The organism is Pseudomonas cerasi, assembly GCF_900074915.1.
Lineage (GTDB): Bacteria > Pseudomonadota > Gammaproteobacteria > Pseudomonadales > Pseudomonadaceae > Aquipseudomonas > Aquipseudomonas cerasi.
In genome coordinates this window covers 2,495,460-2,521,070 of sequence record NZ_LT222319.1, presented here as the reverse complement: position 1 = coordinate 2,521,070, position 25,611 = coordinate 2,495,460, and the positions used below count along the sequence as shown (strand labels likewise).

Annotated in this window: 27 protein-coding genes and 1 pseudogene; 23 read left to right on the top strand and 5 right to left on the bottom strand. The window is 54.4% G+C overall.

The features are described 5' to 3' along the window. Positions 1-21: 21 nt before the first annotated feature. Entirely contained in the window at positions 22-276 is a 255-nt protein-coding gene (locus PCPL58_RS13930; protein WP_003315380.1) for a hypothetical protein, read from the bottom strand. Between the two features lie 153 nt (positions 277-429). Here PCPL58_RS13930 and PCPL58_RS13925 point away from each other — a divergent pair, with 153 nt between their 5' ends. Then, a complete protein-coding gene (locus tag PCPL58_RS13925) occupies positions 430-747 on the top strand; it encodes an ElaB/YgaM/YqjD family protein (RefSeq protein ID WP_003364576.1) in 318 nt (105 codons plus the stop codon). Positions 748-838: 91 nt separating this feature from the next. Here the strand turns inward: PCPL58_RS13925 and PCPL58_RS13920 are convergent, their stop codons facing one another. After that, complete coding sequence (locus PCPL58_RS13920; protein WP_003364578.1) at positions 839-1,180, bottom strand: hypothetical protein; 342 nt, start codon at positions 1,178-1,180, stop codon at positions 839-841. 267 nt (positions 1,181-1,447) lie between these two features. On the opposite strand from PCPL58_RS13920, the gene PCPL58_RS13915 reads away from it, so the two are divergent. The 19 genes from PCPL58_RS13915 to PCPL58_RS13830 all read left to right on the top strand — a co-directional run bounded on the left by PCPL58_RS13915 (position 1,448) and on the right by PCPL58_RS13830 (position 20,287). Beyond that, positions 1,448-2,518: a M4 family metallopeptidase gene (locus PCPL58_RS13915; protein WP_065349667.1), complete on the top strand. Its 1,071-nt coding sequence runs from the start codon at positions 1,448-1,450 to the stop codon at positions 2,516-2,518. Between the two features lie 41 nt (positions 2,519-2,559). Further along, positions 2,560-2,859 carry a protealysin inhibitor emfourin gene (locus PCPL58_RS13910; protein WP_003364583.1) on the top strand — a complete coding sequence of 100 codons (300 nt, stop codon included), beginning with the start codon at positions 2,560-2,562 and terminating at the stop codon, positions 2,857-2,859. A 266-nt stretch (positions 2,860-3,125) separates the two neighbouring features. Further along, entirely contained in the window at positions 3,126-3,755 is a 630-nt protein-coding gene (locus PCPL58_RS13905) for a paraquat-inducible protein A (protein WP_044309352.1), read from the top strand. After that, the gene (locus PCPL58_RS13900) at positions 3,752-4,366 is read left to right on the top strand and encodes a paraquat-inducible protein A (RefSeq protein ID WP_003364588.1); all 615 of its coding nucleotides are present in this window, start codon (positions 3,752-3,754) and stop codon (positions 4,364-4,366) included. The genes PCPL58_RS13905 and PCPL58_RS13900 overlap by 4 nt, the downstream gene beginning before the upstream one ends. Then, a complete protein-coding gene (locus PCPL58_RS13895; RefSeq protein WP_065351050.1) occupies positions 4,359-6,035 on the top strand; it encodes a PqiB family protein in 1,677 nt (558 codons plus the stop codon). Before PCPL58_RS13900 ends, PCPL58_RS13895 begins: the two co-directional genes overlap by 8 nt. Beyond that, positions 6,035-6,658 carry a PqiC family protein gene (locus PCPL58_RS13890; protein WP_065349666.1) on the top strand — a complete coding sequence of 208 codons (624 nt, stop codon included), beginning with the start codon at positions 6,035-6,037 and terminating at the stop codon, positions 6,656-6,658. The genes PCPL58_RS13895 and PCPL58_RS13890 overlap by 1 nt, the downstream gene beginning before the upstream one ends. Positions 6,659-6,942: 284 nt before the next feature. Next, on the top strand, positions 6,943-7,392 hold the full coding sequence (locus PCPL58_RS13885; RefSeq protein WP_065349665.1) for a helix-turn-helix domain-containing protein: 450 nt from the start codon (positions 6,943-6,945) through the stop codon (positions 7,390-7,392). 838 nt (positions 7,393-8,230) lie between these two features. Then, positions 8,231-9,370 carry an iron-containing alcohol dehydrogenase family protein gene (locus tag PCPL58_RS13880; protein WP_083188390.1) on the top strand — a complete coding sequence of 380 codons (1,140 nt, stop codon included), beginning with the start codon at positions 8,231-8,233 and terminating at the stop codon, positions 9,368-9,370. Between the two features lie 2 nt (positions 9,371-9,372). Continuing rightward, entirely contained in the window at positions 9,373-10,380 is a 1,008-nt protein-coding gene (locus tag PCPL58_RS13875) for a zinc-dependent alcohol dehydrogenase (RefSeq protein ID WP_065349663.1), read from the top strand. Further along, complete coding sequence (gene argC, locus PCPL58_RS13870) at positions 10,377-11,444, top strand: N-acetyl-gamma-glutamyl-phosphate reductase (RefSeq protein ID WP_065349662.1); 1,068 nt, start codon at positions 10,377-10,379, stop codon at positions 11,442-11,444. The genes PCPL58_RS13875 and argC overlap by 4 nt, the downstream gene beginning before the upstream one ends. Continuing rightward, entirely contained in the window at positions 11,434-12,411 is a 978-nt protein-coding gene (locus PCPL58_RS13865; RefSeq protein WP_065349661.1) for an NAD(P)-dependent oxidoreductase, read from the top strand. Before argC ends, PCPL58_RS13865 begins: the two co-directional genes overlap by 11 nt. Positions 12,412-12,446: 35 nt before the next feature. Then, positions 12,447-12,572 (top strand): hypothetical protein, encoded by a 126-nt coding sequence (locus PCPL58_RS32330; protein ID WP_269454000.1) that lies wholly within the window; start codon positions 12,447-12,449, stop codon positions 12,570-12,572. Between the two features lie 8 nt (positions 12,573-12,580). Further along, a complete protein-coding gene (locus tag PCPL58_RS13860) occupies positions 12,581-13,306 on the top strand; it encodes an isocitrate lyase/phosphoenolpyruvate mutase family protein (RefSeq protein ID WP_232002935.1) in 726 nt (241 codons plus the stop codon). Positions 13,307-13,424: 118 nt separating this feature from the next. Then, positions 13,425-15,656: an FAD/NAD(P)-binding protein gene (locus tag PCPL58_RS13855; protein ID WP_065349660.1), complete on the top strand. Its 2,232-nt coding sequence runs from the start codon at positions 13,425-13,427 to the stop codon at positions 15,654-15,656. Between the two features lie 36 nt (positions 15,657-15,692). Continuing rightward, positions 15,693-16,985 (top strand): aminotransferase class III-fold pyridoxal phosphate-dependent enzyme, encoded by a 1,293-nt coding sequence (locus PCPL58_RS13850; RefSeq protein WP_065349659.1) that lies wholly within the window; start codon positions 15,693-15,695, stop codon positions 16,983-16,985. After that, the gene (locus PCPL58_RS30890) at positions 16,982-17,296 is read left to right on the top strand and encodes a hypothetical protein (protein WP_065349658.1); all 315 of its coding nucleotides are present in this window, start codon (positions 16,982-16,984) and stop codon (positions 17,294-17,296) included. Before PCPL58_RS13850 ends, PCPL58_RS30890 begins: the two co-directional genes overlap by 4 nt. A gap of 84 nt (positions 17,297-17,380) precedes the next feature. Further along, on the top strand, positions 17,381-18,880 hold the full coding sequence (gene istA, locus PCPL58_RS13840) for an IS21-like element ISPsy20 family transposase (protein ID WP_104685638.1): 1,500 nt from the start codon (positions 17,381-17,383) through the stop codon (positions 18,878-18,880). Further along, the gene (gene istB / locus PCPL58_RS13835) at positions 18,873-19,676 is read left to right on the top strand and encodes an IS21-like element ISPsy20 family helper ATPase IstB (RefSeq protein WP_031598096.1); all 804 of its coding nucleotides are present in this window, start codon (positions 18,873-18,875) and stop codon (positions 19,674-19,676) included. Before istA ends, istB begins: the two co-directional genes overlap by 8 nt. Then, positions 19,673-20,287, top strand: a complete 615-nt coding sequence (locus tag PCPL58_RS13830; RefSeq protein WP_232002934.1) for a pyridoxine/pyridoxamine 5'-phosphate oxidase — start codon at positions 19,673-19,675, stop codon at positions 20,285-20,287. Before istB ends, PCPL58_RS13830 begins: the two co-directional genes overlap by 4 nt. A 208-nt stretch (positions 20,288-20,495) precedes the next feature. Here the strand turns inward: PCPL58_RS13830 and PCPL58_RS13825 are convergent, their stop codons facing one another. Together PCPL58_RS13825 and PCPL58_RS13820 are read right to left on the bottom strand one after the other, a co-directional pair. Next, positions 20,496-21,491, bottom strand: coding sequence for a 2OG-Fe(II) oxygenase (locus PCPL58_RS13825; RefSeq protein WP_065349657.1), 996 nt, complete (start codon positions 21,489-21,491; stop codon positions 20,496-20,498). Then, on the bottom strand, positions 21,488-22,498 hold the full coding sequence (locus PCPL58_RS13820) for a hypothetical protein (protein ID WP_065349656.1): 1,011 nt from the start codon (positions 22,496-22,498) through the stop codon (positions 21,488-21,490). The genes PCPL58_RS13825 and PCPL58_RS13820 overlap by 4 nt, the downstream gene beginning before the upstream one ends. Positions 22,499-22,613: 115 nt before the next feature. On the opposite strand from PCPL58_RS13820, the gene PCPL58_RS13815 reads away from it, so the two are divergent. After that, positions 22,614-23,462, top strand: a complete 849-nt coding sequence (locus PCPL58_RS13815; protein ID WP_065349655.1) for a LysR family transcriptional regulator — start codon at positions 22,614-22,616, stop codon at positions 23,460-23,462. Between the two features lie 169 nt (positions 23,463-23,631). Here PCPL58_RS13815 and PCPL58_RS13810 read toward each other — a convergent pair whose 3' ends face one another. Further along, a complete protein-coding gene (locus PCPL58_RS13810; protein WP_044310605.1) occupies positions 23,632-24,540 on the bottom strand; it encodes a LysR family transcriptional regulator in 909 nt (302 codons plus the stop codon). 112 nt (positions 24,541-24,652) lie between these two features. On the opposite strand from PCPL58_RS13810, the gene PCPL58_RS13805 reads away from it, so the two are divergent. Together PCPL58_RS13805 and PCPL58_RS29555 are read left to right on the top strand one after the other, a co-directional pair. Continuing rightward, positions 24,653-25,489 carry a pirin family protein gene (locus PCPL58_RS13805; RefSeq protein ID WP_065349654.1) on the top strand — a complete coding sequence of 279 codons (837 nt, stop codon included), beginning with the start codon at positions 24,653-24,655 and terminating at the stop codon, positions 25,487-25,489. 12 nt (positions 25,490-25,501) lie between these two features. Then, positions 25,502-25,611, top strand: a pseudogene (locus tag PCPL58_RS29555) (LysR family transcriptional regulator); the annotation flags it as partial.

Genomic DNA, 25,611 nt, shown 5'->3' with positions numbered 1-25,611 from the left:
GGGCGCTGTCGGGTTGTGCTGCTACCTGCTCGCCGCCATCAGACGATTCACTTCACTGCGAACCATGTTGGCGTATTCCGGCGGACTCATGGTGTCCAGCTCGGACCGAACCCATTCAGACCACTTGCCCTTGCGCTTGGCGCGCTCGCCCATCAAGCGCGCCGCCTCGCCCTTGGCCTTGCCCAGATTGCTCTGCCACAGTTCGAACAGACGGGATTTTTCGTCTTCGAGAGCGGTACGCTCAGGGAGCGGCCGATTGGCCAGATTGAAACTCATCACAGTCACCTACGGCTAAAAACGGCTGCATCTTACACCCGTAAGGGGCATTGCTTGCAGAGTCTTGCGTCGGGTCATTCAAGCAATTGCAACTTTTAAGGATACGCGAGACTCCATTGAACACTGTTGCCACCACTTGAAAGGAATACACCCATGGCTCGTAAGACCCCTGCTCAACAAGCTGCCGATCAAATCAAGGATCAGGCATTCAGTGACCTGCAGGCACTGATCGAAGAATCCGACAAACTGCTCAAGGAAAGTGCTGCTCTGGTGGGTGAAGAAGCAGAGACATTGCGCGCGCAGTTGAGTGTCAAACTCAAGCAGGCACTGGACTCGATGGCCAGCGTCCGCGAGCGCACCAAGCCAGTTGTCGAAGCAACCGAAACCTACATCGGTGGTCACCCATGGCAGACCGTGGCTATTTCTGCGGGCTTTGGCCTGGTAGTTGGCCTGCTGCTGGGTCGTCGTTGATCGACTGATGAACGGCATCGCGGGCCAGTTGCTGACCCGCGATGCCGATGCACTGAAGTGTGATGAAGCAGATCTAAACCCGGCGAACGCCCTATCGGGTGTGCTGTACCACCGAAGGCTCGGCAAAACGGTGCGACTTGGTCACCTTAGCCTGTAACGCCACGCGCTCCTCCTCGGCCTTGGCCTGGCTTTCATAAGGCCCTATCAATACCTGCTGTTTGCCGTCCACGTCCACGATGATCGGGGCATAACTGCGCTCGAGTAACCAGGCGCTGGAATCGCTGACCGCCTCCCGCGAGTTCATCTGAATGAACCACTGTGGCGTAGAGACCGGAGCGGTCGCTGCCGCCCCCTGGACTTTATCCCTGGCGGGCCCGCCTCCATCGCATCCGGCCAGAGCCAGTACCGCTATCATCATTACCGTCTTGCGCACGTAGGTCTGCTCCTCGTCTGAAGTGGCGCGAGTCTAACATTGCCGCGCGGCCCGTTGATCGCCTGTGTCGAGGTGTCGCATGGGCCCTGGAATGACTTGAAGTACCCGCAATACGGGGCTATTGCCACTTCAGTCAGGTTTGGCGGTAACCACTGATCATGTAATCGGATATTTCGTTGCATATAAACGCCACGGGAGGTGTCACACGAGTGCGACCATGTTGATCGGTGGCTTGCCGCCATCGGTGCATTAGTACAGGAGTTCATCATGTGCGACGACCGAAATCCCCTGCATTGCTTCATTCCGCCTTACATGCTCGAGCGTATGGCGCAGTCCCCCAAGACCCTGGTCAGCGCCCGGGCCATTGCCAACCTGACGAGCAGTTCGGCGTTCCTCGCCTCCCGCCTGACCGCCCGAACCATGCCCTCCATGCACGCGATCAAATCGCCTGACGGACGAAAGCACCGCGTGATTCATGATGCCAAGGGCACTGACAATCTCCCCGGCGCCGTGGTTCGCAAGGAAGGCCAGGCAGCCACGGGCGACAAGGCGACGGATGAAGCCTACGATGGCTCAGGTGACGTCTATGACTTCTATGCGCAACTGTTCGAACGCAACTCACTGGACGACAGTGGCATGTCGCTGGTCTCGACGGTGCACGTCGCCGAGGTGGATTTCAACGGTGATCATGTACCGCTGAGCAATGCCTATTGGAATGGCAGCCAGATGGCTTACGGCGATGGAGATGACCTGGTCTTCAAGCGCTTTACCGGCAGCCTTGAAGTGATCGGTCATGAGCTGACCCACGGCGTGCAGAGTTTCACCTCGAACCTGGACTACCGCGGGCAATCCGGGGCCTTGAACGAGCACTTTGCCGACGTATTTGGCATGCTGGTGCGCCAGTGGAAACAAGGCACCAGCGCCGCCGAGTCGGACTGGGTGGTGGGCAAGGAGCTACTGGTGCCTGCCCCGACGCGACGAGGCATTCGCGATATGGAAAAACCCGGCACGGCGTATTCCAACGATCCGGATCTGGGTGATGATCCGCAACCCGCGACAATGGCCGACCTGTACACCGGAGCCAAGGATCGCGGCGGTGTACACATCAACTCGGGCATTCCCAACCGGGCATTCGTACTGGTGGCCAAGGCGCTGGGCGGAAATGCCTGGGAAGTGGCGGGCAGAATCTGGTATGAAACGATGCTGAAGCTGGCGTCGGACAGTCAATTTATCGATTGTGCCAAGGCCAGCATAAAAATCGCCTCCGACCCGCGCTTCGGCCCCAAAGCCAAAAAAGCCGTACAAGCGGCCTGGAAAGAGGTCGGCGTCAAGGTATAGCCAAGGTCAGCCAAGGCATAACCATCAAAAAGGTGCTTGAAATGAAGGTCTGTCTAGTGCAATCCGGCGGTTTTGCAGGTGCAGTCAAACGCTGTGAAGTCGATACAGCGACCCTTGAGCAGCCCGAAGCCGAGCAGTTGCAGCGGCTGGTGAGCGACAGCGGCCTGAACCAGTCCAGCAGTGCTTTCAATGACGAAGCGCGGGACCTGAATCAGTACGAAATCACCATCGAGGATGACGCCAGGGCAATCTGCCTGACGTTCGACGAACACAACGTGCCTGCATCCGCCCGCCAGTTGCTCGGCTTTCTCAAGCAGCGCGTCAAACCCGGCAAGCTCTGAGACAGGCGCTTGCCAAAGGACTCTGGAAGCAGCGATGTCCTTTCGTCGACAGATGGAGGGCATCGCTGCTACCGGATTCGCCACTATTCTCCGCGCATGGAATAATGGCGCAGTGACGTGTGAACCACCCGACACCCTGACGGTCAATGATTTGTACCAGCCCGCTAGCGCTGACCGTACAAAAAAAAACGCTTCACACTGCCATTAACGAGGTATCTTTTCGTGCTGCGCGTTCTTACCTCCTTACCTCTGCATCAATGGCGTCGATGAGCACTGTGCATCCTATCGAACACTCTTCCGGCCTGATCATCTGCGAGCATTGCGACTCGCTCTACGAAGCTCACCCTCTGCAACCCGGCGAGGCGGCATTCTGCCTTCGCTGCGAAGCGCTGCTCGGTCGTGGCCATCGGGTGACCATAGAACAGCTATTGGCGTTGACCATCGCCGCAGCCATGCTTTTCCTGTTCGCCAATCTGTTCCCGGTCATCAGCATCAACATGAAGGGCCTGTCCAACGAGGTTACGCTCTGGCAGTCGGTTGAAGCCCTTGCTCAAGGACGAATCACGATCATTGCGCTGGTGGCCGGGCTGTCGATCATTTTTGCGCCGCTGCTGCAAATCGTCCTGCTGTTCTGGGTGCTGGTACATGCACACAAGGGCATCGTTGCGCCCGGCTTCAGAACCTGTATGCGTGCGCTTGAGCATTTGCGCCCATGGAGCATGCTCGAAGTGTGCATGCTCGGCATTCTGGTGGCGATCATCAAACTGTCCGGGATGCTTGACGTACACCCCGGCGTCGGCCTTTGGGCCATGGCAATGCTGATGGTGCTGATCCTGCTGATCGCCAACAAGGATATCCGCCGGTTGTGGGATGAACTGGGAGTGCAGCCGCAATGAACGGCATTCCCTTCGCCCATGAACACAAGCTCTGCCTGTGCCACACCTGCGGCTATGCCTGCCAGGAGGACGCTACGCGCTGTCCGCGCTGTGATTCGCCGGTGCACAGACGCAAGCCCAACAGCATCAGCCGCACCTGGGCGTATCTGATTGCCGCGCTGATTTTCTATATCCCGGCCAACGTACTGCCGGTGATGTACACCAACCTGCTGGGCAACCGCAGCGAAAGCACGATCATGAGCGGCGTCATCGAGTTTTTCGAAAGCGGCTCCTGGGACATCGCCATCCTGATCTTCGTCGCCAGTGTTCTGGTGCCGTGCATCAAGTTTCTGGTGCTCGGCATGCTGCTGATCACCTGCCAGCGTCGCAGCACCTGGGCAATGCGCGAGCGCGCGCGTCTGTACCGTTTCATCGAACTGATCGGTTACTGGTCGATGCTCGATGTGCTGGTTGTAGCCCTTGTAGCGTCTCTTGTTCAGTTTCGTGAGCTCAGCACCATTGAGCCGCGACTCGGTATTCTGTTTTTTGGCTTGGTAGTGGTGATGACGATGTTCGCCGCCATGAGTTTCGATCCCCGGCTTATCTGGGACGCAGAGGTTGAAGATGTCTGACAGTACCCTCCCCCCGCCTGCTTCAGTGCCACGCCCTGAAGTCAAACGTCGTCGCCTGCGTGTCTCGCTGATCTGGCTGGTGCCGATCGTTGCTGCGATCATTGGCATATCCATGGCCTTCCATGACTGGATGAACATCGGCCCCAGAATCACTGTCAGCTTCCTGACAGCCGAAGGCCTGGAAGCCAACAAGACCCAGGTCAAATACAAGAACGTGGTCATCGGCATGGTCACGGATATCAGCCTCAGTGAAGACCGCACGCATGTGCTGGCCAACATCGAGCTGAACACCAGTGCTACTCCGTTTACACGGGTCGACAGCCAGTTCTGGGTGGTGCGCCCACGCATCGGCGCACACGGTGTTTCGGGTGTAGACACACTGCTTTCGGGTGCTTTCATCGGCGCCGACGCCGGCAGCGCAGAGGAAACCAAGACCAGCTTCACCGGCCTGGAAACCCCGCCTCCAGTGACCTTTGGCGAAAAAGGCAAGCGCTTCACCCTGCACACTGACGATCTGGGCTCGCTGGACATCGGTTCACCGATCTACTTCCGACGCATTCAGGTCGGTCAGGTGGTGGCTTACGATCTGTCCAAGGACGGCCGCGGCGTCGATATCCAGATTTTCATCAACGCACCGAACGATCAGTACATCACCACTGACACACGCTTCTGGAACGCCAGCGGTGTGGACATCACCGTCGGCGCATCAGGGGTCAAGGTCAATACACAGTCCCTGACCTCGATCATTTCCGGGGGCATCGCCTTTCGCGAGCCCAACTGGAGCCCGGACTCGAAGCCGGCGGACGAGAACGCAGAATTCAAGATATTCGATGACCAGACCACGGCAATGGCACCTCCCGATGGCGAGCCACGCTACATCCGCATGCGCTTCAATCAATCGCTGCGCGGTCTTACGGTCAATGCCGCGGTAGACTTCCTCGGGGTCAATATCGGCAAGGTGGTATCGGTCGACCTGGATTATGATCCGGCCACCAAGACCTTCCCCGGCATCGTTGGCGCGGTGATTTATCCCAAGCGCCTGGGGGCGGCCGAGTCCAAGCTCAAGGAACTCGGCGGCTCGGGTGATGAAGAAGAACAGTCTGCCCGGGTATTGGGCGCCTTCGTGGCCAATGGTCTTCGTGCCCAGGTCCGTAACGGCAACCTGCTGACCGGCCAGTTGTACATCGCCATGGAGTTCGATCCGAAGGCGCCGAAGGTCGCGTTCAACGCCAAGGCCCGACCGCTGGAGATCCCTACCGTGCCGGGCAGCTTCGACAAGCTGCAGGAGCAACTGCAGGCATTCGTCGAGAAGCTCAGCAACTTGCCGATCGACCAACTGGCCGGCAACCTCAACGGCACCCTCAGCGAGTTGCAGAAAACCCTCAAGCAGGTCAACAGCAGCGTGTTGCCGCAGATGCGTGGCACCTTGCAGCAGGCCGAGAAAACCCTGGGCACTGCCAACGACTCGTTCGCCGAAGATTCACCGGCGCGTCAGCAACTGGGCCAGGCCATGGACGAAGTGCAACGTACCGCGCGCTCGGTGCGGGTCCTGACCGACTTCCTCAGCCGCCATCCTGAGTCGTTGATTCGCGGCCGCACGGGCGATGCTGCCCCACGCTCGTTCAACGCCCCGTCCTCGTCCCGAGCCATTGATCCGGAGCCAAAATAATGACCTTGCGCCTAAAACTGGTGGTACTTGCCGCAGCACTGGGCCTGGGTGCCTGCACATCGACACAGACCCACTACTACACGCTGATCGCGCCAATGGGCGCGACGAGCGCTGCCACCAGCAACCCCATGCCGTTCCAGTTCGAGATGCTGCCGGTCATCATGCCGGTGCAGGTCGACCAGCCGCCGCTGGTGGTTCGTCAGGGTAACGGCAGCCTGGCCATTCTGGACACTGAACGCTGGGGATCACCGCTGGGCGACGAGTTTCATGACGCGCTGACCCCGCAGCTGGAGCGCCGTTTCGGCAGCCGCGACATGGCCGGTTTGCCAAAGAACAGCGATCAGCCAACGCTGTCGATCCGTACGGACGTCAGGCGCTTCGAGTCGATGCCCGGCAACTACGCACTCATTGATGTGGTATGGACACTCGGCCTTCGCGACGCCGGTGCCACGGCGGGCAGCAAACGGCAGAGCCTGACCTGCAGCAGCGTGATCCGCGAGCAGGCCGGTGAAGGCATGGAAAATCTCATCATTGCTCACCAGAAAGCGGTTGCCCAACTGGCGGACAAGATCGCTACCACGGCAGCGCGCTGGACCGCACAGCCTGGTTCTCGCTGCCTGTAAACCTCTCGGGAGGCCTGCGCACAAGGCCTCCCGATTTCGCTGCATTCGGCCTGAAACCCTTCTGCCAGCCGCCTGGACGTCGCAGCTCAGAAGCGTTCAATTCCGTACAAAAATGTATCACCCTGACTGATTCCTACGTACACTCTGCCGCCTGTCTGGCACGTTAGTACCTGATCGGACCGAACACGCAACCTCTCGCCTTTGCCGGGATGTCTGATCAGTCGATGCCGGAAACGCTTGTTAACCCTGGCTGTAGCGATGCACAGTTTATCGAGGACAAACGGATGACAGGGATCGGACCGCGGCTGAAAAAGGAAAGTTTGCGCCTCAAGCTTTCGCAAAGCGCACTGGGCGCGATAGGTGGCGTGGAAACCAACGCTCAGGGCAATTACGAGAACGGCGTCCGCTCTCCCCGTGCGGATTATCTGTCCAGCATTTCGAATGCCGGCGTTGATGTGGCCTATGTGGTCACCGGCCTCAGCGCTACGCATAACGTCCCCACTGTCATAACGTCGGACAGCCCCAGCTGCGCCCCGCTCAACCGCGTTGTCGAACGCTTGCACGGCAACCTGCACGACGTGACCCAGAACCTTTACCTGTTCACCCGCTTGGTGGAATCCTGCTCAAAACCGGACTTTCAGGAACACATTGAACTGGAAAGCATCAAGAAAGAGGCCGAAGAGATTACACTCGCCACCGTGCGTTTGATCTACAAGACCTCACGTCTTACATGATCATTTGGTCGACCCTTTGAAAGGCAGACCCCGCCTGTTTCACTGCATTCTGTACTCTGCACTGCGAGCTTACTGACGCGGATGACAAAGGCGTTCGACTGCACTGACTAAACCGTCCTGACAATCTTGAATACCCCACCGGTGAAAACCGACAGCCTCGCAACGCCCCCCACAGCACAAGCGATCCTGATCTAAAGATCAGATGACGTGAGCAGATATAGCCTGTAATGCCGCTTGAGATTAAAAGCAATATGACTTCATTGTTCAACATTTGAGCGTTGAATCCGCCGCTTCAGGTCAACTGTTTCGCATTCTGATTGATAGCAATAAGCCGCTAGTTGTTCAAGAAAAGCGAACGACAATGAACCTTGATTGCGGCCGCCTATTCAAGACAGTCAATCTACAACGAATACAACGTCACACCTCCCACCACTAAAATACGCGCCTTTTATAAGAGCGTGCGACACGGCAGTTGTCGTACAACCCACGCGAACTGAAACAGTGAGCGCAGCACTGAGCGTACACGACCATGAGAATGTGATTTGAATTAATAAAATTAACTTACTTGAAGGCTCTAAAAAAAAAGCAAAATATTTTTTTTTGAAAACAACACCTTACACCTTCAATGTTAATTTTTCATGACACTAGGGGTTGCAGGTGAAGTCCGTATCGTCTAATTTTTTTTCAACCTGATTAATGAACAACCGCCAACTTTCTTGCTGAAACACCTAGCAGCCTATTCGACACGGTTATTGTGATTCGCCTTTCAAGGCATCGAATCCGAGTTAGCAAAGTAGCGACCGGCCTGCGGCATTCGCTACGTTGAAATGGAGTTCCCATGAGCACTAACGCCAGTCACTTTTTAAATTTTTATTTACCGACAAGAATCATATTCCAGGCCAATGCTTTGTGCACGGTTCGGCAGCGACTCGCATCGGCTGACAAAAAGAAAGCCTTGCTTATCATGACCCAAGGCAGCCACCAGCGCGTGCCCGTCATCAACGAGTTACTCAATCAAACAGGTGAACCCGAGCTGATACCTTATGTACTGGATCGCTCATTCAAAGCATCGACTGAAGAGCTTCAGACAGTCAAAGCGTTCCTGAAGCAGGATAACTACGACGCAATCGTTTCTCTCGGCGGGGGCAATGTTCTCGACTTTGCCAAGGTCGTCGCTATTTGTCTGGACGAACACGTCGATATCACCACCGTCGTGGGCAGTACCTTTGAAAAGGTTACTGGCCGACTTTTTCATATTGCCATTCCTACGACATTCGGCACAGGCTCGGAAGTCACCAAAGGCGCCATCATTCATGACGTTGAACGTGGTATCAAAGATGGCGTGCGCGGCGATGCCCTCTTTCCGGACGAAGCACTGATCGACCCTGAGCTGGGCAAGACGTTGCCTGATAACGTTCTGAGAGAAACAGTGTTTGACAGTTTTACCCATGCCTTCGAAGCCACTCAGGCAGTCAAGCGCAACCGGTTGATGGAGAGCATCGCTCATGAAGCGCTGATCACGATCAACAGAAGCGTTGCCCGTTATGCCGCACATCACTTTGATAATGAGTTTTACCATGACATTGCCTATGGGGCATTACTGGGCGGGCTCTGTGTAGCCCATGTCGGAACGTGCCTGCCTCATCGCTTCGAGCAGGCTTTTGCCCCCCTCTACACGCTGTCTCATGGCGCAGGTCTCGCCGCGTTCTATCCCAAATGGGTGGCGCTCCTGGACGCGCATAACGTTGCTCAGCGCCTGCCGCAGTCGGTTAACCAGTTCGACTCGCTTAGTGATTATGTCAACCACCTCTTGCGTGACCTGCGACTGGACCAGTTACAGGATACGTTAAAAGAAACTTCCCTATCGGCGGCGAGCGTGGCATCCCGAATAACGGGGAATACTGCGAACGATCCACTGGTCCATCAACTGGGCAGCGCAATGACAACACGACTTCTGCAACAGATCACAGGACATTAATCATGCATTATTCTCTGATATGTACAGGAAAGGGCAAGCAGCACTATGCGCCCGAGTTATCGGAACCCGTGCCGTGTGACTTTCTGCGCCTGGAAGTTAACGTTGCGACTATTTGTGGCTCTGATTACATGGTCTTGCAAGGCACTCATCCGTATAAAAAATACCCTGCGATTTTGGGACACGAGTTGGTTGGCAAGGTGGTTCAAAACAGTGAGAACTCTCGTTTTCAGTGTGGCGAACTGGTCACTGCGCTGTCCTACGGTTCATGCGGACGCTGCGATTACTGTCAAAAGCGATTGACCAATCATTGCATTGAGAAGATCACCTATAACACCGCAGGCAGTAGTGGTGCATTTAGTCGGCATATGGACGTGCATGAAAGCTCACTGGTTGCAGTCCCTGAGAACGCAGCGGCACATGACTTCGTGCTCGCCGAACCGCTGAGCATCGTGTTACATGCCCTGCAAAAGGTGAGTGTTCAGGCATCTGATAACGTTCTGGTCATCGGTGCCGGTGCCATGGGGCTGCTCAGCGCTATTGTTTGCCGAGAAGTACATGACGTTTCGAACGTGACATTGCTTGAGACCCATCCGTCTCGCGGGGCGTTTGCCAAGTCGTTGGGTTTTCTCAACGCAGCGCAGTTCGGAGATATTCCGCAGAATAGCGTAGACCTGATTATCGTTGCGGGCGGCAGTGCCCTGGATTTCGACCAGGCGTTATCACGCTTGAACATCGGCGGAACGTTAGTGCTAATTTCCTACTTCGACACCCCCAGTCAGTTGGAGATGAATACGATTGTCCGCAAGGAGATCAGGCTGGCAGGATCATTTCTTAGCACCCTTGATGATCTGAACAGCGCCGTTGAAATGATCAAACACTCACAGCAGGCGGCGTCGTTGCTAAGCAAGGTGGTGGTTGAACATATCTCTTTCGCGCAGCTAAAGGATTTCATGCTGCGTACAGACACCATCGGAAAAACCATCGTTGCGTCACCAGGAGTCATCTCATGACACTTAAAGCCGTCGTCATTGGAGCCACTGGCTGGACGGGTGCTGAAATCATTCGCCTGCTCGACATGCATCCACAAGTAGACGATATCCATGCAGTCTCCCGCGAGCCTGATATTTCGCTGGAGTCCATACACCCTAACCTGACCGGCATCAATAAAAAAACGCTGCAGTTAAATCAATTGAACGACGTAGAGGCTGATTGTGCCTTCATTTCCTTACCGTCCGGCGCGGCGCATGACGTGGCCTTGCAATTGAGCAAAACCAGGACGCGAATCATCGACCTGGGTGCAGATTTTCGGTTTTCGGCGCCACGACAGTTTGAAACGATCTACGGCAAACCTCATGGTGCACCTGCTTTGCAATCGCAGTTTACCTACGGGTATGTGGAAGAATATAAAGACCGGATAAGCGACAGTCGCTATGTCGCCAACCCTGGCTGCTATGTCAATGCTGCGCTCTGCGGTCTCGTGCCCTTGATCAAAGCCAATATGGTCGATACGCGAAGCATTTTCATCAGCGCCGTCAATGGCACATCAGGCGCCGGCAATAGCGGAATGAAAGAGCTTTTACATTACAACATGTTTGCCAACATGTTGGCGTATTCACTCAATGGGCATCGTCATACCGCCGAGATCAAGAATATCATTCATGCGACCACCGGTGTGGATGCTGAGGTTTCCATGGTCACGTCGCACGGTAATTTCACCCGCGGCATATTCATGGTTCAGGCGATGAAACTGGCACCCGGTATCTCATTGGACCGCCAGAAAATTCTGGATTATCTGCACACCTATTATCAAGACAACCCTTTTATCTTCGTCACCGGTCAACACCAGCAATCAAAAGGCATTGAAAAAAATTACGGCCTCTACCCGCAGCTGTCAAAGGTTATAGGCTCTAACGCCTGCCACCTGTCAGTGGACATTGTTCCTGAAACCCGAGAACTCCGAATTGTCAGTGTCATTGATAACCTGGTGAAAGGGGCTGCGGGGACCGCCATTCAAAACATGAACATCATGATGGGCTTTGATCAAACAACAGGATTGAGCAGCTATGGCCTCTAAACTTGACGTACTCATTGTCGACCCTATTCACAGCCACTTGAAGGCGTATCTGAACAGCCATCATAACGTGACTGTCAAATCCCCTATTAGCAGAAAGGAGCTGCTTGAATGCATCGAAGATGTTGACCTTTTGGTGCTTCGCAGTGGTGCTCAGGTGGACCGCGAACTGCTGGAGCATGGTAAACGGTTATCAACGATCGTTCGTGCTGGTACAGGCACCGATAATATCGATCTTGATGCTGTTCAGCAGAGAGGCATCGACTTTTATAACACACCCAGTACCAACGCAAGGTCGGTGGCCGAGTTGAGCTTCGGGCTCATGCATTGTCTTTACCGTCATATAAAAAGAGCAAGCGTGGAGATAGAGAAAAACCTTTGGAACAAGAAAGCTTTTCAGGGATTTGAATTATCGGACAAGACACTGGGCCTGGTGGGCTTTGGCAGCATTGGTCAACACATTGCAAGCATTGCCAAAGGCTATGGAATGAGCGTGCACTGCAAGGCGCAGTATTATTCGCAAGAGCGCGCTTCGGCACTGCAGCTTCACTCCATTTTCCTGCATGAAGAGCTTGATACGCTTCTCTCGGCCAGTGACATCGTTGTTGTTTGCTGTCCTTACGGAGAGCAGACCAAAAATCTGATTGCCCGCCATAACCTGCCGCGCCTCAAAAGCTCTTCCATTCTGATCAATGTGGCGCGCGGAGGCGTTGTCTGCGAAGAGGACCTTTACCACACCTTGGCGAGCCGACAACTCTATGCCGCCGCCAGTGACGTGTTTGTAAACGAGCGTCAGCCTTCCCCCCTGTTCACGCTCGATAACTTCGTCGGAACACCTCATATCGGCGCCATGACTCACGAATCGCAGAAAAAGATAGCGGAACTGATCATCGATTATCTGGAAGAGAAAAAGCTGACTCATTACCCACCGAGCGCCGATCTCGCGACCTATGCGGTCGGCCATATTTAAGAGCACAACAACCACTGTTAAAAAGGATGTCGATCATGAGTATTCAAGCGAAATTACTGGCTAACGAAAAAACCCAGTTCATGGAAGCCCATAATGGGCTCAGTGCCAAAATTGTCGAGCAAACCGGTTTCGAAGCCATCTGGGCATCGGGTTATCAATGAGCGCCTCCATGGGGCTTTCTGACCGTAACGAGGCGTCCTGGTCGCAAGTATTGAATGTGCTGGAGCAAATGTCAGATAACGTTGATATTCCCATTTTGGTGGACGGCGACTCCGGGTTCGGTAACTACATCAATGTGATTCGTTTCGTGAAGAAGCTTAAACAGATTGGTGTCCACGCCGTGTGTATTGAAGACAAGCTTTTTCCGAAAACCAACTCCTTTATTGGTGAACATCAAGACCTCGCCCCCATACACGAGTTCAGTAACAAGATAAAAGCAGCCAAAGATACAGGGGGAAGCGCATTCACAGTCGTCGCGCGCGTGGAAGCGCTCATCTCCGGAAAGTCGATGGAGGAAGCGCTTGAGCGAGCACACGCCTATAGAGAAGCCGGCGCCGATGCGATACTCATCCACTCCAAGAAAAAAGAGGCGCATGAGGTCTTTGAGTTCGCGACGCGTTGGGCAGGCAAATCTCCCATTTTTGCGGTACCCACCAAATACTACCGAACGGATTACAGCGAGTTCGTTCGTCACGGCGTCAACAACCTGATCTGGGCAAACCACCTCATACGCAGCTCCATACGTAGCATGAAGGAAACGGCGCAGAAGATTTATCAGGAAAAATCCTTGGTCAATATAGAAAATACGGTGTCGTCGCTTGAGGAGCTGTTCTCACTGACCAACGAACGGTACATGGACGAGCTGGAAAGTCTTTACAACAAAACCACGCGCTGAGTGCGGATCAAACAGTCCTTTCAGTTTATCCACCCTTGCGTTGTTGTTATAACAGTACAACGTTGTATAACGCCTCTCTACCCGGCTGTCGCACAGGACACGCCTATTGGAGTTCCAGATGATTAATATCGCTATTATCGGTGGTGGGCCCAATGGTATGTATTTTCTGAATGGAATTTACAGCCTGCTCAAGAATCGTAACGATCAACCGGTCAGCATCTCGCTGTTCGACAAGTATGGAAACTTTGGTTCGGGGTGGGCACACTCACCGAATCAAGCCAAAACCAGCATGTTGAATCGTATTGTGGGCCAACTGTCATTCGCTCCGGACGGTACCAATACCGAACACACGCTGCTGCCTGCCTGCCCGCGGATTACCTTCAGCGACTGGCTGCAGAGAAAATACAGAGAAACACATGATCAGCGTTACAAAAAATCAGCGGACGAATTCCCGACGCGTGAGCTATATGGCGAATCGTTGTGTGAGATTTTCCGCGAGCTGGTTTCTGACCTGCAGGATGCCGGCGTAGAGGTCAAGCTTCTTACCGAGAATGTAGTGAGCGTCACCAAGACCGGCGAGAGGCGTTATCAGGTGGTGACTGAAAAAAACACGATACCAGACGCTTTCGATCTGGTAATGCTTGCCACAGGGCACCAGGAATCCCACGATAACTTTACGCTCGCACCGGTCCTCAAGAAACATATTGAGTATCATAATTTTGCCTATCCTCTGTTCGACGTTCCGGAATGGAAAAGCAAACGTATCGGCGTTATTGGCATGGGCCTTACCGCAATCGATACCCTTCTTTACTACACCGAAAACAAGGGCGGCACGTTTTACAGAGAAGACGGGCAATTACGTTATCGTCCATCGGGCAATGAGCCCAAACGCCTATTTGCACTCAGCCGTTCGGGCTACTTCACCTACAGCAGGCCGCATAATCTCAAGGAAGTAGACCTCGCTAAATACGAACATACGGGCTATTTCTATACGCGTGCGCTGGTGGATGCACTGCGTGATCGGCTGGGATCTCCAGCGCATACCGAAAGCTCCCGGGACAATCATCGCCATCAACTGGATTTCGATGTGCACGTGTTTCCTGTGCTCATGCTGGAACTCCAGCTGTGTTACTACCGAATATTGTTCGGACCGGAATTGTTGCGCGCCATGGTGGAGAAAAGCGTTCCCTTGGTCGATGCCTTCATTGCCGGACACAATCAGCATAACAGGCAAAAAGAAACAGCGATTGCCTGGCTTACCCGAGCAGTAGAAAGCATTGCCCATGAAGCCGTCTTTAAAGTCAGTCGTTTTCTGCACGAGGGTATTGCATCAACGATCGAAGGTATTCCGATCGAAACGCTGGTGAATAGATATATTGAGGTGCTGTACGGCAAGCAGCCCAGTTCCGAACTGTCTACCTTCGAGGCCGCACAACAGGCACTGGCCCGTCCAAGCCCCTGGGGGCACAGCAGCGCACCCGAGGCACACCTGTTCAATTGGGACTTTATCGTCGATCCCATAACGCATATGGATTTCCCGACGTCGACACCGTGGCGTGAAAGGCTGCTCAGTTTCATGAAATGGGACCGACTGCAGTCCGAGCAAGGCAACCTCGATAATCCTTACAAGGGTGCCTGCGACGATGTATTTCGCGACTTGCGTCAGACGGTGGTATACGCCGTGGATTTCGGCGGTATCACACCCACCTCTTACAATCGAATGTTGAAAGATTTTTATGCCGTCCATAACCGGGCGGCCAATGGCAGCTGCATTGAACTGATGGAGAAAATCGAAGCGCTCATTACGGCAGACATTATCGACGTCACCTACGCCAAGGCCAATATTCAAATTGATAATGACGTGGTGTGGCTTCATAGCCTGAGCGACCCGGGAGCGTTCACCACGCTCGATGTCATGATTGACGCCAAACTACATAATTTTGATATCAAGAAAGCTAAAAACCCTCTTTTCGCCAATCTGGTAGAGCAAGGGATTGCGTCCTATTGGGTTCACAAGGATTGCCACGGCGTTGAGGTAGCCTTGTCGGGATTCAATATCACCCGGGAGTTTCAGTTTATTAATTCGCACGGCAAGAAGGAACGGGTTTTTTGCGTGGGCCAGCCGTCCGAAGGCATCATGTTTTTTCAAAATGGCTCTATCAGACCCAATGTCAATCACCACGTCGCCAATGACATTCTGTCGTGCCTGAATGCAGTCAACCGAGAGTTGCTGGATCTTGCGATCAGCGAGTCGACGAATAAAAAACCGTCGCTGACTTTGCCCTGCGGGCTGACCAAGGCGATCAGAAAGACCGAACGCCTTGGTATTCGCCTCTCCACGGACCGCTAATTTTTAACTTTTTTTAGTGCGAGACTGAATATGTACATGTATCCCTTCTCCCAATATAAGGCTGATGTGCCCAAGGTCATCTCCGGGCAGGGCGTCTGGCTTTTTGATGAACAAGGCAAAGGCTACATCGACGCCTCTTCGGGTCCAATGACTGTCAACCTGGGGCATTGTCATCCTACTATTATCAACGCGATGCAACGTCAGGTCGAACGCCTTCATTTTGCCTATCGGCTACACTTTCGCAGTGATGAGGCCGAACAGCTGGCAGCTCGCCTGGTCGAGTTATCAGACGATAACAAAGGTTACGCCTTCTTTCTAAACGGTGGCTCCGAAGCATCCGAAGCCGCTTATCGTATTGCTTTGGACCACTATCGCTATCAAGGGAAAGACCAAAAAAATGTGGCGCTGGGTCGGCGTATTACTAATCACGGCAATACCATCCAGTCACTGGAGTACGGTGATGACAGAGCGCGAAAGGTCAATCTGCTCGGCAGCGCCATTGACCCGAGTATCAGTGAAGTAAAACTTCCTCCCTGTTATTGCCTTCACTGCCCCATGGGCAAAGCGCCGCAGAACTGCCAGCTGGAATGCGTAACCGAATCACTGGACATTATTGATCGCTTCGGCGCTGATCGCATTGCCTGCATCTTCATAGAACCGATTACTGCTTCTTCCGGCGGCGCGCTGGTTCCTCATGAACGCTACATGCGCGAACTGAAAGCCGGCCTTGTGGAGCGCGATATCCTTCTGATTGCCGCTGAGATCGTCACGGGGCTCGGACGCACCGGTGAGTGGTTCAATATGAAAACCTGGGACACGGAGGCTGATATCACTATCGTCGGCAAGGGACTGGGTGCAGGGTTTACGCCAATATCAGGTTTGCTGGTTTCGCGGAGCATTGGGAAACAACTTGCCAGCCACAATCCGCCCCACTTCATTGGGCATACCTACTCTGGAAATCCGTTATCCACGGGCATCGCAATGTCCGTGCTGAACACGGTCGAGCACGAGGTAGGATTGCAGGCGATCAGACACAAAGGTCGTTACCTCAGGGGAACACTTGTAGAACGGCTGAGCAATCTTCCCTGCATTGCCGACATTCGTGGCCAAGGGCTTCTTTGGGCGGTGGAGACCACCCTGAACAGAAGTCTGGCGCAGAAATTCATCCATTGTGGCCATGAACATGGAATCAATCTGTATGCCTGTCGTTCATCGGGAAAGGATGGGCAGGCACTGACGTTCCTGTTTACTCCGCCGTTCATCATTACCGAAGGCGAAATTGATGAATTGGTTGACCGATTCAGAAAAGTGTTCGACCACGCCCTATGAGTACTCAACCTACTCTCCTCTACAGTGCTGGCATCAATATCAACCCGGGGGTGCACGAGCACCCCAGGATTGATGAAGATGTTTCCTCGCTGATACCGCTGCTCTCGAATGAACGGCGGATCATCATTCTGAATCACCAGGGGGACTTCAAAAAAGGGACAGCGCAGCAGACACCGTGGCTCGCAACGCTATTGGCCCGGAGACTGGGCCGGCCAGTGGATTATCTGGACGATTACGTAGGCCAGAAATCACTCGAATATGCACGCCGCATGGCACCAGGTGTTGCCGCTGACCGAAAACTGACCCAGTAGAGGCTGTTCTGCCGACTGAAAACTGACCCAGGTGTTCAACTGCTTCTGCTCACTTTTTGAGCAGGAGAACACAGGGTGATCAGCATGGAAATGTTGGGAAAAATCCGGCGGATGTACTTCCGCGACAAGCTCTCGCTGCATCAGATAGCCAAGCGTACCGGGCTGTCGAGAAACACCATCCGAAAATGGGTCAGAGCGCCCGAAGCCAATCAACCGGCGTACCAACGGTGCGCATCCTTCAATAAGCTCAACCCTTTTCACGAGACCTTAGAGCAGGCGCTCAAGGCTGATTCGTTCCGGCCAAAACACAACCGTAGGAGCGCCAAGGCACTTTTTGAGCAGATCAAGGCCGAGGGTTATGACGGCGGTTACAGCCAGCTCACGGCGTTTGTCCGCTCTTGGCGGTGCGAGCAAGGCAAGTCTGTACGCGCTTTTGTACCGCTGACTTTTGCCCTCGGTGAGGCCTTTCAGTTTGACTGGAGCGAAGAAGGCCTGCTGATCGGTGGCCTGTTTCGACGTATCCAGGTCTCCCATATGAAGCTGTGCGCAAGTCGCGCGTTCTGGTTGGTTGCGTACCCCAGTCAAGGCCACGAGATGCTGTTTGATGCCCATACACGTTCGTTTGGAGCGTTGGGTGGCGTGCCACGTCGCGGCATCTACGACAACATGAAAACGGCTGTCGACAAGGTTAACAAAGGCAAAGGCCGCACGGTCAATGCCCGGTTTTCCGTGATGTGCGCGCACTATCTGTTCGATCCGGACTTCTGCAACGTGGCCTCTGGCTGGGAGAAAGGCATCGTCGAAAAGAACGTGCAAGACAGCCGGAGGCGAATCTGGCTCGATGCTCAAAATTGCATGTTCCATACCTTCGAGGAGCTGAACGTCTGGCTCGGCCAACGCTGTCGTACGCTCTGGGCTGAACTTGTACATCCGCAGTACAACGGTTTGACGGTGGCAGAAGCCCTGGAGCTGGAGCAGGCTGAAATGATGCCGATGCCGACGGCCTTTGATGGCTACGTGGAACGCACCGTCCGTGTCTCTAGCACCTGCCTGATCAGCGTGGCGCGCAATCGTTATTCGGTGCCTTGCGAGCGTGTGGATCAATGGGTCAGCAGCCGTTTGTACCCTTCGCGAATCGTGGTCATTGCCGACGAAACGGTGATCGCCAGTCACGAGCGCCTCTTTGATCGAGATCAGATCGGTTTTGACTGGCAGCACTACATCCCACTCATCGAACGCAAGCCTGGTGCACTGCGCAATGGCGCTCCATTTGCTGATCTGCCAAAACCGTTACAGCTTCTTAAACGCGGACTGAGGCGTCACACCAACGGTGATCGAATCATGATGCAGGTACTGGCTGCTGTGCCCATCGCCGGTCTCGAACCAGTGCTGGTGGCGGTGGAGCTGGTACTTGAATCGGGAAGTCTGAGCGCCGATCACATCCTCAATGTCGTTGCCCGCCTGACCTCCACCGCACCACCTCCCTGTGTAGAAACCAGCCTGCAACTCAAAGTGGCGCCGGTTGCCAATACAGCACGCTACGACCGGCTCCGTACGACCGATGAGGAGAATCGCAATGCGTGACCTAATGACTGAACTCAAAGAACTGCGCCTGCACGGCATGGCCAGTGCTTGGGAAGAACTGGTCTCTCAAGGAACAGCGTCGACGGCTTCATCGAAATGGCTGCTGGAACATCTGCTTCAGCAGGAACATGCGGATCGCGCGGTGCGCTCGGTGAATCATCAGATGAACATGGCAAAACTCCCCATGCACCGTGACTTAGCTGGCTTTGACTTCAGCGCTTCCAGCGCTGATGCCCGGCTGGTCAGCGATCTATCCAGCTTGGCGTTCACTGAAACCGCGCAGAATGTCGTGTTCATCGGCGGCCCTGGCACCGGGAAAACACACCTGGCCAGTGCCTTGGCTGTATCCGGAATCACGGCCTACAACAAACGCGTGCGCTTCTTTTCCACGGTGGATCTGGTGAATCTGCTGGAGCGTGAGAAGTACGATGGCAAGGCAGGGCGAATCGCCCAGGCACTGCTGCGCACAGACCTGGTGATACTGGATGAACTCGGATATTTGCCCTTCAGCCAAAGCGGTGGCGCCCTGTTATTTCACCTGCTGTCCAAACTGTACGAACACACCAGCGTGGTCATCACCACCAACCTGAGCTTCTCGGAATGGTCGAGTGTGTTTGGCGACGCCAAGATGACCACCGCGTTGCTGGATCGGCTGACACACCACTGCCACATCGTCGAAACGGGCAACGAGTCCTACCGCCTACAACACAGCACATTGGCTGCCCAGACAAAGATCAAAACACGCGAACGAAAGCGAAAGGACGGAAATGATATCGAGGACGATGAGCCATTTTGATCCGCACCATAAATGCCCTGCTGCATGCGGTGGGGCTTGATGCGTCTTCAATCGGAACACTGCTGCTAAGCTTATCCACAATTGCTGGGGCAAAAATCAGCAATCCGTCCTGGGTCAATTTTCAATCGGCAGGGTGGGTCAGTTTTCAATCAGCGCCAACAGACTTGAAGTCAGTCGACGAAGAAGGCTTTGTTTTCTGTACTTTTCTCGACTCGCAAAAAGGCAATGAACTTCAGCACAATCCGAAGGTGGCACTGACGTTCTGGTGGGAGCGTCCAGGTTACCAGGTCAGGGTCAAAGGGATATCCAGTCCGGTCGCCAAGGAAAAAGCCGAGGTGTATTGGCAGTCGCGCTCCAGAAGTGCACAGCTGACGACCATCAGCTGCCAGCAGAGCCAGCCGCTTTCGTCAGAGCAAGAGATGTTGGAAAAATTCCAGAACATGAAAAAAGCAGTCGGGGATAACCCCATACACAAACCCGAAAACTGGGGAGCATTTATAGTGCGCCCTGTGACGATAGAATTTCTTACGTTCAGGGAGAGTCGACTGCACCTGCGCGAATGCTATACCGAGACCCCACAGGGCTGGGAGAAAAAACTGCTGCAGCCATGAAAGTCCATGGACAGGTGCGGCGTCGAACACCATGGCGCCCCAGATCAGAGTCACCGGTGGCTGCAGATACAACTACAGCAGAGCCACACGAGCGGCAGACATTGAATGGAAGCACCCGTGGCTTGCCCCCTACCCGCCCCAATAAACCCTGAAATCCAGGACAGAACGAATAGCAATGGCAAGCCAATCACGCTCATAAAAAATCCGGTTATGAGCGATAGTGCCCTGATACCTCAGGCTGACAGGACAAAAGATCGTCAAACGTTATGGCTTTTATTCCGAGACGGAGATACTGCTCTGCCGCGTCTCTAGTCAGATCGCGCTTTAGCTTCATCCACCCATTAAGGGTTTTGCCGATCCCGTCGTCAGAGGCAAGGTGCCAGAACTGGTTGACGTCTTCAGTGGAGTAAGGATTGTGGAACGACAGTACCAATGACATGCGACGTCCCTCAACCACTGGTTCTACACCATGGAACAATCTGCTGCCGTGGATGAATAACGAATCGCCAGTACTGACGAGGTCTGCCTTTCTGACAAACGCCTGTTGAGGTTCCCCCTTCTGAAAGGTATCAACCGTGCCTTCATGACAAAGAAAATTACCGCCCTCGAACTCGTCCGCATCGGACATCAGAATATTCAAGACAAAAGAGGTACCGTCAGTGTGCCACATGCCGACCTGTTCTTTCTGGTTGGGTGCGTGGCGCGGATAGTAGTAATTAACCTGTGAGCGTGCATTGACCAGCGGGTAAGGAACAAGGGGGACGCCGGCGATACGCGAAACAGCCAACAGGAATGCCCGGCTGTTCATCATGCCATCGATAAACTTCGAATATTGCGTGGCCCCGCGCGTGCGTTTGGTAATGATCCAGTCACGCTCTTCTGAATAACACTCCAAGGCCATGCAATCATGTCGCAAAGCCAGGACCGCTTCATCGGCCAACCAGTGGCGCAGGCGAGCTATGGCGGTCATACGTTCCGGCGCAATGCCTCCAAAAAAGGAGTTTTTATACCCGAGATCAGCGAGCGTTCTGGCATCTCGAACCCAGTCACTTCCGACCTCAACGAATCGATCATCCCACACCAACGACACCGTCTCATTGACAGGCAGCCGCTTGGGTGAGGGTGTGAAGGACGTTTTCAATGCCACCCTGGCGCGGCGCAGACCTTGTGCGAAAACCGGCAATGCATAGGGGCTGTCATTCACTGGATGACACTCCCTGCATCACGTCCCGGCTTTTTCAGGCGGGAAAGTTGGTAGACGACGCTGGCGTCTCCAGTCATGAACTCGTCAATCACCTCCAAGCCTTGGTATTGACGAATGGCGCGAAATTGCTCCATGGTGTATTTCAGACAGATGTTGGTGATCAAATAACCGGGGACGCCGTCCCGTGTGCCTGGCTGCAGGGTAACGGCGGCATAAAGCTCGCGCCCCAGAACAGGAAGTGTCAATAACGTTACAATATGGTCCCCCGTCGCTTGGAAATCCTGGAGTTGGCTAACCAGTCTCGAGAAGGCGACCATGCAGTCGTTTTGATAAAAATCATAAATATGTTTGTTATGGCCTTCGATATAAAGCTGCATTTCCGAAACGACATAGGTCGTGCTGTCGCTTAAATTCCGTATCAGTTCGCCGATGACCGTCGGGAGTTCATTGCCCTCTTGAAAACCAAGCATAGTGATTAACGTCAGGTCTTGCTTCCTGTCGATGTCAGATCGGCAAAGGTGATGATAATTGGCCGCTACATAATGAAAATTATTCTCATTGTCGAGTAATGGTGCAATAGCATTTTTCATTGAAAGCTCTGAGGTCTCATTGATGTCAACTGCTGTATAGAGCAGTATGCCTGACGCTTGAGTCCTTAAAGCCTTGACCAAATGAGCAGTTTTTATAGGCTCTGGACCGAGCTCCACGTAGTGCACCTTTTTCCCTTGGGCCAATGCAGACATGTGTTCACCGAACGCAGCGAGGGTATCTTTTAGAGAGCCTTGACCCTGGATTCCGCTACAAAGACCACGAGTGAAAATACCTTCATGATTGAGGTGACGCATGAGTGAGAAGATCTCTTTGCTGACCAGCTTACTTCGCAATCCCGAGGCGCGCTGCAGCTCAAGTGTCGAGTACTTCTCCTCGTTCTCGACACTCCATATGTGTGCCGACTCGAATCCCTTATGCCTACTCAACGCCCTTATTACCAACTCACTGATAGACATAACTATTTCCAGACTCCATGGAGATTAACCGCCAAATATGGCTAGCAAACCTATAGTAACGCCGATAATTTGTCGATTTGAATGATCAAAACTTATAATTAAAAGGAATTGAATTATGGCGCGCGCACTTGACGTTGATGTATTAAGAACTTTTCATGCGGTGGCGCGATTTGGCCGGTTCAAAGAGGCGGCAGGTTACGTCAACCGAAGCCCTTCTGCCGTGACGACGCAAATTCAAAAGCTTGAAGAACTGGTAGGGCAACGTCTTTTCAATCGCAACAACCAACTGGTCGAACTTACGCAGTTTGGTCGACGCTTACTGGCTGATACGACCGAATTTCTGCTAAGCCACGACCGTTTACTGGCGTCCCTGTCGCCACAACTGCTCAAAGGAAAGCTGAGACTGGGGGTGCCAGACTCCTATGCAGCCGGCGTGATGACAGACCTGCTGCCGGTATTTGTAATGAGTAATCCTTCACTGCAACTGGAGGTGGAGGCACGCTCGAGCGGGGAGCTGTTCAGCCTCTTCTCACGGCATTTACTGGATATCACCTTGGTGGTTTCTCCGCAACGCCTGAGCCAAGGCGAATTGATATGTACGACCTCGCCTTGCTGGGTTGCCTCTCGAGAGTTCAAATACGATCCTGATATGCCATTGCCAATCGCAGTGCAGTTACAGGGCTGCCCCTATCGTGACGCAGACATCGATGCCCTCAGGAAGGTAGGGCTACCCCATCGTGTTCTGCTCGAAAGTGCAAGTTCTCCAGCGGTTGACGCTACCATCCGCAGTGGCTTGGCCATCGGGCTGATGGAGACTGGTATGCTGAACGACAGTCTGACCGCGAACATCGAAGGCGTGCTTTTGCCCGCCCTGCCCAAACACTATATTTACCTCTTGAGCGACGCTGGCAATCCGGGCGCCATGTATCTGCAAGGGCTACTCACGCGCACTTTCAAACGCTGACCTCCATGCGCCTGCGCGCGCATCTCAATGCTCACTCGGAATGTAGAAATACAAGTATCTCCGCCCCGAAAGTTGACGACACCCCACGCTTTCGGGTCGAGCCTCCTTAGATCGACCGGTAATACGACCGCCAACCCGATGTGATCTCGATCACCTGTCAGAATGATTGTCATACCGCAAACGCCTTGTCCCTGAGCTTGTCCATCACCAGCGCAATAAATGCCGACACCGCTGGCGGCAGATGTTGCCGACTGGGGTAAAGCACATGCAAACCATGGCTGGTGCGCTGGTACTGCGCCAGTACCGGCACCAGTCGGCCATCCCGCAGATCCGAGCGGATCAGCGTCGCTGGCAACAACGCGATACCGAGCCCGGCAAGTGTCGCCTTGCGCAACGCCTGCGCGGTGTTGGCATTGAACCGGCTGGCAATGTGCACCTCATGCATCTTCGCGTCCGGCCCGAGCAACCGCCAGGCTGTGACGCCACCGCGATGCGCTGCGCTGACACAATAATGGCTGTGCAGGCTCTGCAGGGAATCAGGCATGCCGTAAGCGGCAATATAAGTCGGACTGGCGACCATCGTGTCATGGCTTTCATCGATCAATTGCCGCCCAACGTATCCCGAGTCCTGCAAGGGGCCGCCCCGAAAGGCGATGTCCAGCCGGTCAGCGATCAGGTCGGCGTGATCATCACTGAGCACGAACTCCAGTTGAACGCGCGGGTAGCGGGCAAGAAAACCGGCCACCCAGTCCATCGAGAAAAAGTCGAAGAAATCAGCCATCGCTGCGATACGTACCAGACCACCCGGCTCATCACGCCCTGAAGCAAGCTGTTCTGCGGCCTCCATCACTCCGTCGACCGCACCGACGCAACGGCCGTAGAAATCCTCTCCAGCCTGAGTGAGCACCAGCTTGCGCGTCGATCGCTGCAACAGGCGAGTGTCCAGCTGCATTTCCAGTTGCTGAACCCTGCGGCTGATCGTATTGGAAGGCATGCCCAAGTGCCTTGCTGCCTGGGCAAAACTGCCGCTGCGCACCACCTGCACAAACAGGGCAACGTCATTGAGATCGAACACCATGCCCGGATTCCTTCAATTTATGGATCAGTCCAAGCCAACTATACCGGCTAATCAAGCAATCCATTGACGCTTATTCTTGGCGCTCAGGCATCAAGGCCCAGAGGAGAACGCCATGAACAGCATCGCCAGTATTCGGCCACGCGCCATTACCCATCGCACTACCGGCAAAACCCGAGGGCCGATCACCCGACTGGTGAGCCCGGGCGATCTGGGTCAATTGTTGAAGCCTTTCGTGTTTCTGGATCGAATCGGCTTCACGTCCGAGCCGGGGAAAACAGGATTCGGCATGCACCCGCATTCGGGTATCGCGACGCTGACCTACATGATCGAAGGCGAACTCACCTATGAAGACACCACCGGCAAATCCGGAGTACTGCCCAGCGGCGGTGTGGAATGGATGAACGCCGGCAATGGCGTCTGGCATGACGCCCAGCCAATCAGCGGTTCGGCAGTCAGGGGCTTTCAGCTATGGGTCGCACTGCCCGCCGCGCAGGAAAATGGCCCGGCACAAAGCGTATACCTGTCGGCAGCGCAGGTTGCGCAACAAGGCCCGGCAAACGTGCTTCTGGGACGCTATGGCAGCGCAAAAAGCAGCCTGCCGGCACCGGAAGACATGAATTATCTGGCAGTACAGCTCAAGGATGGCGAGCACTGGCGCTATACACCACCCGCTGGCCATAGTGTGGGCTGGCTGGCAGTCCACACCGGACAGCTGGACGCAGGCGGCCCGATCGGCACGGGTGAGCTGGTGATTTTCGAGGAATCGGATCGCCCCATCGACATCGTCGCCAAGGGTGATGCCCACTTCGTGCTGGGATCGGCAGTCAAGCACCCGCACGACCTGGTCACAGGCTACTACTCGGTACACACCAGCAAAGCCGCGCTGATTCAGGGCGAGCTGGAGATAGAACGCATTGGCGCACTGTTGCGCGAGCAAGGCAGGCTCTGATTAAGCAGCCTCCTGTTCGAGCCTTGGTGGCAGCGCTTTACCGGGCCGTATCTGTACTACCCGGGGCGCCGCTACCTGCCCTGCCGCTGAGGGCTTTCATCGACTTTATCAATGCGCGCTGA